Source organism: Streptomyces sp. NPDC016677, from assembly GCF_055562815.1.
The window spans coordinates 1-8,428 of the sequence record NZ_JBVHEO010000032.1; the positions used below are offsets into that span (position 1 = coordinate 1).

The 8,428-nt window shown below is 76.5% G+C and carries 1 pseudogene; it reads right to left on the reverse strand.

Annotation, left to right across the window (positions count from 1 at the left end):
• Nucleotides 1-8,428: pseudogene (locus ACZ3IG_RS36015) on the reverse strand (hypothetical protein); the annotation flags it as partial.

Here is an 8,428-nt window from a genome sequence, read left to right on the forward strand (position 1 = left end):
GGTGTGGGTGAGGGTGATGGTTTCGGGGTGGGTGGGGTCGTTGATGAGGTTGATGTTGAGGTGGAACTGGTCGCCGGAGGTGGGGAGGGTGTAGCGGTTGTTGAGGTGGGTGTCGGCGAGGTGTTTGAGGCGTGCTGCGAGTTGGGTGGTGTGGGTGGGGTTGGTGGTGGTGACGGGGAGGTTGAGGGTGTGGTCGCGGACCCATTGGCCGGTGGGGGTTTGGATGCGGCGGATCTGGGCGCGGATGAGGGTGGTGGTTCCGGCGAGGGTGCCGGGGCGGGGTGGGTTGGTGAGGGGGTTGGTGTGGGGGTCGAAGCGTTCGGTGTGGAGGGTGGTGGGTGGGGTGTGGGGGCGGAGGTGGTGCCAGGTGTGGGGGTGTGCGGGGTGGGGGGTGGTGGGTGCGGGCTGGTTGTCGTCGGGGTTGCGGTGGGGTGCGGGGCGGTTGCGGCCGGGGGGTTGGGTGCTGGGGGTGTCCTGGGGGCTTCGGGGTGCGTTGGCGGTGGTGTTGGCAGGGGCAGGGGCAGGGGCAGGGGCAGGGGCAGGGGTGGTCGGGGTGAGGGGGCCCGCGTCGCTCGCGCTGTAGTGGTTGCGTCCCGTGTAGTACAGCTCCATCGCCGGCACGGCGGCATCGGTCCGGCCGTACGGCAGCACGATGCCCCGGGGGCCGCCGGTCGGGGTGAGGGCGGTGGCGTCCGACACCGGCTGGAAGACGTGGATCGGAACACCGAGGGTGTCGGCGAGCAGCGGCAGGAAGGCGTCCCCGACCGGGTTGTCCCACTCGTCCGACCAGTCGCGCACCGCCTGTTCGAGGGCGTCGGCCTCCGCCGTGGCCAGCGGCGCGGTGCTGCCGTGGTAGCGCGCGACGAGCAGGTACCGCCGCTCGTCCGGTGACATGGTGGCGAGCGTCGGCAGCGCGTCGAGCGAGCGCAGGTAGCCGTACATCTGACGGTTGCTCGGCGGAGCGCCGGGCGGGGCCGGCGGCGCCCCCGGCGCGGACACCGCCCGGAGGTAGCGGGACTGGAGGTCGTCCGGGACCATGTCCTCGGCGCGGGTCACGCCCTGGATGCCGAACTGGGCCAGCCGCGCGTCGACCCAGGCCGGGGACGCGGTCCAGGCCCGCGCCGCGAACTGTCCCACCAGGACGCCCCGGAGCTGGCCGAGCACCTGGGGCGACAGCGGGCTGCCGCCTCCGCGGGCCGCCGCCAGCCGGGCCAGCACCAGGTCCTGCAACCGCCGGCGCGTGGCGCGCAGATGCCCGGTGCCCTGGTCGGTGGCCGTGGGATTCACCGCGAGCGCCGTCAGCGTGCGCCGTACCTGGTCCGGACGGGCCAGCCAGGCGGCGGTCCCCGGATCGAGGGCGGGGCCGGCTTGCGTCAGGCGGTTGCCCACCACCTGGGGTGCGCTGCCGATGACCGCGTACAGCAGGCAGTAGCCGTCCCCGGGCGTCTGGACCTGGGCGCCGCGCGGGGCGACGTACGGCGAGGAGGCGGGGGGCGCCGGAGGTGGGGTGAGGGCTGTCGGGGGCTTCGGGGGCTCCGGCGGCGCGACGAGCGGGGCCTTGCCCTTGGTGCCGGGCTTCGTCTTCGGGTTCGGCTTCGGCTTCGGGGCCGTCTTGGCCACCGGTGCCTTCTCGGGTGCCGCGCCCGGCGTGTGCGTCTGGCCGCCGGCCGGGAGGGGGGCGGGACGGCCGTCGGGGTCGGGCCAGCGGGGCGGGACGGTGGCGAAGGTGGTCCGCAGTGACTGCTCGGGCGCGGGGGCGGTGTCCCGCACGGCACCGGCCAGGTCCGGCAGCGCGGCGGTGGCCGCCATCAGGTCGGCGGCGGCCCGGTGCTGCGCGGCGACGGTGGCGGCGAGCTGCCCCTCGCGGCGGGTGACCTTGCGCCCGGTGCGCTGGGCCCGCAGACCCGTGCGGTGCTCCCGGATCTGGGCCACGCGCAGGTTCTCGCCGCGCCGGACCACGGCGGCGGCGTCCTTACGGGCCGTCTCCTCGGCCCGGTCGCGGGCCTCTTCGGCGGCGCGGATGCCGGCCGGTGCGATCCCGATGACGCGCCGCGCCTCCGCCAGGGCCTCGCGGTCGGCCGCCAGCCGGTCGGTGGCCCGCTGGACGGCGGTCTCGGCGGCGGTGATCGCCGGGAGGACCGCCCGCACCCGGGGGTCGTCGGCTACGTCGGCGGCCGGTCGGCCGGAGCGCGGGGCCGTGGTCGCGGTGGCGGCCTGCGGGCCGGGCCTGTCCTTCCCGGCGGACTTCCCGGCGGGCTTCCCGGCGGGCTTTCCGGCGGACTCTCCGGCGGACTCTCCGGCGGGCTTTCCGGCGGCCTTCGCGCGGTCCGCGCGCACCGCGTTCTCCGCCTCGGTCAGCCGGGCCAGCGCCGTCCGCAGCTCCGTGCGCCCCCGCGTCTCCGCGCGCTCGTTCGCGGCGATGACGGACGGCAGGGTGGCCGCCGTGCGCTGGGCGTCGGCGTACGACTTCTTCCGCCGGTCGACGAGGCCCTGGGCGTCCCGCGCGTCCCGCGCCGAGGTGACGGCCGCCGTCCGCGCCCGCTGCAGCGCCCGCGTCGCCCCCGTCACCGCGCCCCGCGCCCGCCCGACCGCGTCGAGGGCGTCGGAGTGGGCGCGGTTGGCGTGCTGGAGGGAGGCGGTGAGGCGGGCCAGCCGGGCGGGGGTGTCGGCGAGGGTGTCGGCGGCGGCGTGCAGCCGCTCGGCCTCGGCGTGGAAGGGCGTCCACGCGGCGGTGAGGGCGGCGTCGGCGGTGACGAGGGCGCCGTCGGGGGTGAACTCCCAGCGGCGTACGCCCGCGGCGTCCCGGGTCATCAGCTCCACCGGACGGTTGCCCAGGACAGCGGCGCGGGAGGCGCCGTACAGGGCCTGGCCCAGCCGGGTGCCGTCCGGGTCGGCGCCGAGGGCCACCCAGAGCTGCACGCCCTGGTGGCCCGGCGTGAGCGCGGCGGTGAGGCGCTCGGCCAGGGCATGCGGCTCGGCGGTCGCCCAGTCGGGGACGAGCGCGGGCAGGTCGCGGACGGCGTCCGGGGACTCGTCCGGGGCGATGAGGCCGTGGCCCAGCAGGTCGCGCTCCTCGACGCGGAGGGTGACGGTGCCGGTGACGTGGCGGGTGCCCGCGGGCCCCTCGACGAGCAGGTGCGCGTCGGCGTCGACGGCGTAACTGCGGGTGCCGCGGGCGCCGCTCGCGGGCGCGGAGGTGGAGCCGGACTTCAGCCAGTCGCGGCGGCTGCCGGTGGTGGTGCCGCCGAACGCGGACGGCTGGGTCGGGCGCTGGGCGAGCGGCACCGTGAACCCGGCCAGGTGGTGGTTGGCGTCGTCGGCGCTGAACAGCTCGGTGAAGGCGGTGGCGAGGGAGTGGTCGGCGCCGGCCGAGGTGCTCACCGTGTCGGTGGTGTTGTGCAGCTGGTCCAGGGTGACGTCGTCGGCGTGGGTGGCGCGGCGCGGGTTGTAGAGGGTGATCTCGATGGACGGCGCCTGCGCGGGCGCGCCCTCGAAGGGGCGGCTGCCGGGCATCCGCCGGGTGAGGCCGGCGGCCAGCCGGGTGCGGTCCAGGGAGACGCGGCCCGCCTGGACGAGCTGGCCGAGCCGGACCGCGCGGCCCTCCGCCGACACCGAGGTCAGCTGCGCGTGCCAGCGGCCGTCGGCCAGCGGCGCCACCTCGTTCAGCGCGGTCTCCAGATGCCCCCAGCCGTCGAAGGCGAACGCCGGGGTCGGCCCCGCCGGGTGGAACATCTGGGCGTCGGCCAGGTACGGGGCGGCCGTCGGACCGGTCCCGCGCACCCGGTTGCGCGGGTCGGTGGTGGACAGGGCGGACGGCGCGGTCACCGACGCGGGGGAGGTGCGCGCGCCGGTCTCGGTGCCGGTGAAGCGCAGGGACAGCAGGACCGGCACGCTGCGGGTGCGCGGCTGCCCGCGCCGCAGCAGCTCGTCCATCCAGCGGCGTACGTCGCCGTCCGCGTCGGACCAGGCGATGACGCCGTTCTGCACGAGGCCGCCGAGCACGTTGGGCGGCCAGTCGGCGACCAGCGCCGAACGTACGGTGACGACGTAGTCGTACTCCAGGCCGTCGAAGTCGGCGCCGTTGTCGGTACGCAGCCAGAAGCGGTTGTCGGCGGTGGCCGCCCGCCGGGCCGACCTGCTGGTGGCCGCCTGCGGGGTGAACACCGGCGCCGCCCGGTCCACCTTGCCGCCGTCCCCGCCCCGGCCGGGGCGGGGGTAGCGGGTGGTGAGGCTGGCGGCGAGCTGCTTCTGCCGCACCGAGGCCCGGGTCGTGGTACGGCCCGAGGAGGTGTGCGACTGCCACTGCTCCAGGCCCGAGCCGGGGCGCGAGGCGCCGCGTACGCCGGTCAGGTCCTGGGTGCGCCGCGGCACCGCCGTCAGCGTCACCTCGACGAGGCGCTCACCGCCGTACCCGTGGTGGCGGAAGTGGAAGCGGGTGGTGGCCCGTCGCGGCGTACCGTCGGGACCGCGGCCGGGCAGCGCGCGCAGGCCGCCCGTGGAGGCGAGCTGGGCGATCCGGGTGTGCACGCCGGGCTGGTAGCCGGGGTGCCCGGGGGTCGTGGCGCCGGGCGCCTCCCGCTCCACCAGGTCGAGCAGCGCCCGCCGCACCTGGCCCCGGCGCTCCCGGGGCCGGACCGGGCCGAGCGGGACGGCGCCGCTGTTCGGCCCGGACGACGGCACCGGCGCGGCGGCCGGTGTCTCGTACTCGACGACGGACGTGACACCGCCGAGGCCGAGCTGCCGGTCGCGGACGTACGACGACGGCAGCGGCGCCGTCAGCGCCGGGGCGGGCGCGGGGGCCAGCCCCGCCACCGAGCCCATCCAGCGGGCGTCCCGCGCGAGCTGGCCCTGCGTCATCAGGAACTGCAGCCCGTCCGGCACGTCCACCGCGTACGTGACCGGGTCGACGAAGCCGGGCTCGCCGGGGACGCCGCCCAGGACGTTGCGGGAGCCGGCGCGGATCGTGACGAGGTAGGTGACGTCCGCGACGATCCGGTACAGCTGGCCGCTCTCGGTGGGGGTGCGGTTGACGCCGGTGCTGGAGGCGAGGGTGTCCGCGGTGTCCGTGCGGGCGATGTAGCCGAGGCGCCCGGACGGGTTGAACAGCCCCTTGTACGACGTGCCGGTGGTGCCGGTGGAGGAGGCGGAGCCCTCGGTCTCCGGGCTGGTGTGGCCGGCCGCGTTCTCCGGTCCCGCGGGCACCGTCGGCGGGTTCTGCGTGAGCGTGCCCACACCGCCGAACTGGTGCGACTTGCCGAGGGACTTGAGCTGCTGCGCGCTGTCGGTCGCGGAGACGCCGGTCTCCAGGTACTGCTTGGTGGTGTCGAGCAGCCGGGGCCGGTGGGCGACGGCCTGGATCTCCACCGAGTACTGGCCGTCCGCGACCGTCCCCGGCAGCGACAGGCCCTCCACGACGTAGGAGCTCTTGAAGATGTTGTGCCCGTGCGCGACCAGGCTGCCCGGGGTGAGCGCGGCGTGCCGGATCTCGGCGGCCCGGGTGCGGGTGTCGGCGAGACCGTGACCGGCGAGGGGGGAGAGGCGGGCGCCGGACGGGGTGGCGGCGGTCCCGGTCGCGGCGGGGGTGGTCGCCGGGCCCGTGCCCGGGGCCGTCACCGGCAGGATCGTTCCGCCGGCCGGCGCGGCCGCCGGCGGTGTGTTCGCCGTCTCGCGGCGGATGTCGTCGGCTCCCCGCTGGAAGGCCGACTCGATGGCGGCGGAGCCGCGCACCGTGTCGATCAGCGCGTCGTCGGGGACGCGCACCAGCTCCGGACGGGGCGTGCCGGCCGCGTCCGTACCGTCCAGGCGGGCGTGATCGGTGGCGTCGGGGCGGCGCGGCACACCGTCCTGGCGCGGCGCCGGCGATGCCGGCGCGCCGCTCGGGGACGGCGCGTGGGTACGGCCGTGGGGCACCGCCAGCCGCAGCGCCCCGGCGACCGTCGGCGAAGCGGGGACCGGCGGCGCGGGCGGCGCCCCGGGCGCGGGCGGGGCCGCGGCGGGCGCGGGGTTCTGCCCGAACCGCTCCGTCGGCCGGGTGCTGTCGTCCGCGTACAGGTCCAGGCCCAGCCGCACCGGCACCTCGAACTCGTGGCTGTCCTGCCCGGTACCGATGTAGAACTGGTCGTGCCCGGTGGCCCCGCCCACCGTGTCCCCGTGCGTGACCTGGTGGCCGTACTGGTAGTCGCCGCCGAACCCGATCGAGCCCCAGCCGCCCAGCGGCGCGGTGACACTGCCCATCGGGCCGAGCGCGCCGCCGTAGGACTCGCCGCGCTGCTCGGTGTCGCTGCCCGCCGCCTGGGCCAGGCCCATCGTCTGGATGCCCGGCAGCACCCGGCGGTGGACGGTCGCCCGGGTGGCGTCCCGCTCGGCGGTGAGCAGCAGCCGGACCCGGCGGACCCCGGTGTCCGTGCTGTTGGGCACCTCGAAGTGCAGGGCGTGCCCGCCGTCGACCATGGCGTCGGTCGCGGCCCGCCGCCCGGTGCGGGAGCGTGCCTCGCGCAGCCGGCGCAGGTTGTTGAGCTGCGCGTGCAACCGGATCTGGTGTTCCGGCTCGTGGTCGCGGGCCGCCTGCTTCAGCCGCCCGCCGAGCCCGTCGGGCGTCGCCGGGGCCGTCGGCGCGGGCGGCAGGAAGCCCTCGCGGCGCAGCCACCGCTCGGCGCGGTCGAACAGCACGTCCGTGCCCGTGACGTCGAGCGGCGCCGCGCTCAGGCCGATGCCGTCCAGCCGCTCCAGCGCGTCGGGCAGCTCCCGCACCTCGTCCCCGGCCGGCGGGTGCCCGGTGGCGTCCGCCTTGCTGAGCACCCGGAGGTCCATGCCGTGCCCGTGGGCCAGCGGCGGCGCCGCGGTCTCGGTGCCGTCGGGCCGGATCAGGGTGACCTGGTAGGTGACGGCGGCCGGGGCGAGGAGGTGGCTGCGGTTGGTGCGGACGGCGTGCATCGTGCCCGACGCGGAGCCCGCACCGTAGGTGTTGGTCACGGTCGCCGCGGCCTGGCCGCGCAGGCCGAGGTTGCCGCCGATCACCCGCGAGGCGTCCGGGTGGCCCTGCCGGTGGTCGGCGGTGAGCGCGGCGGCCCCGGAGCCGGTGAGGGCGACGCCGCTGGTGTACTTCGAGGACAGGTCCACCTTCGAGGTGTTGACCAGGTGGCTTTCGAGGTTGATCTGACCCGCGGTGCTCTGCCGCTGCGGGGTGCCGACCGCGGGCGTGGTGACGAGGTGCAGCATGCCGACGGCGTTGCCGGAGGCGTCGGTCAGGACGGGTGAGTAGAGCCCGCCCTCCACCTGCATCGGCAGCGTGCCGCGCAGCACCTGCTCGGAGAGGAAGTCGGCGACCTGCCCGGCGGCGGCCTCGTCGAGGTCGGCGTGGAAGGACCGGTGCACGTGCTCGTACAGCGCCCGCGGGTCGATCACCGCGTCGACGCCGTACAGCGGCAGGTCGGCCGGCGCCGCCGGGGCGGGCAGCGAGCCGGGCGCCGGGTCGGCGGTGGTGAGGTGGCGCGGGAACCAGATGGTCGTCGGCCCGTGCGCACGCGGGGTGCCCCAGCTGTCCGGAGCGGGCGCGGTCGTGGCGGTGGCCGGCGCGGTGACCGCGGGGGCGTCGACGCGGACCCGCCAGGCGGTCGTGAACTCCACCGGGTCGGAGGGCTCGTTGGAGCGCTGGGCGGAGGTCGTCTGCACGATGTGCGTGACGGTGGTGGAGTCCGACGCCTGGTTGTGGGTGACCGCGCCCGACAGCGTGCCGTCCACGGCCCGCACCGGCGTCGGCGCGCCGACCGGCGCGGAGGCGATCCACGGCACCGTGAACGTCCGGTACGTGCCCGACGGCTGCCCGGAGAAGTTCTCCCGGGTGCCGATGCCGCGCCGCTCCACGTGCTTGTCGGGGTCGCGCGCGTCGAACCGGCCCTGGCGGAGGGAAGCCCGGGGGTCGGACAGGGTCAGCTGTACGTCGACGGTGTGGTCCCGGCCGTCGACGCGGACGGTGACGCGGTGGCCGCCGTTGGCCCGCAGGTAGGGCAGGTGGAGGGCCAGGTTCTCGCGGCCGAGCCGGTCCCGCACCTGGTCGCGCACCGACTCCGGCGGATCGTCGGGATCCAGGCCGAGCGCCTCGTACACCTGCCGGTGCAGCCCTTCGGTGACCTCCTCGGTGAACGGCTCCGGGTACACCAGCCCGACCTTGCCGTCCGGGACCGACCCGTAGGTGTTCACGTAACTCGACGGCAGCGGTGTCCGGGCCGGCGGGGTGGCCGTGGGTGCTTGTGAGGTGGGCCAGGTGGGGGGGTCGGTGGCGGGGAGGGGGGTGGTGTCGGGGTTGGTGGGGGTGTTGTGGGTGGGGTTGTTGTGGTTGGGGTTGGGGTTGTGGTTGTGGAGTGTGGTGTTGGTGTCGGTGGTGTTTTCGATGGTGGTGAGGTAGCGGAGGGGGATGGGGGTGGTGGGT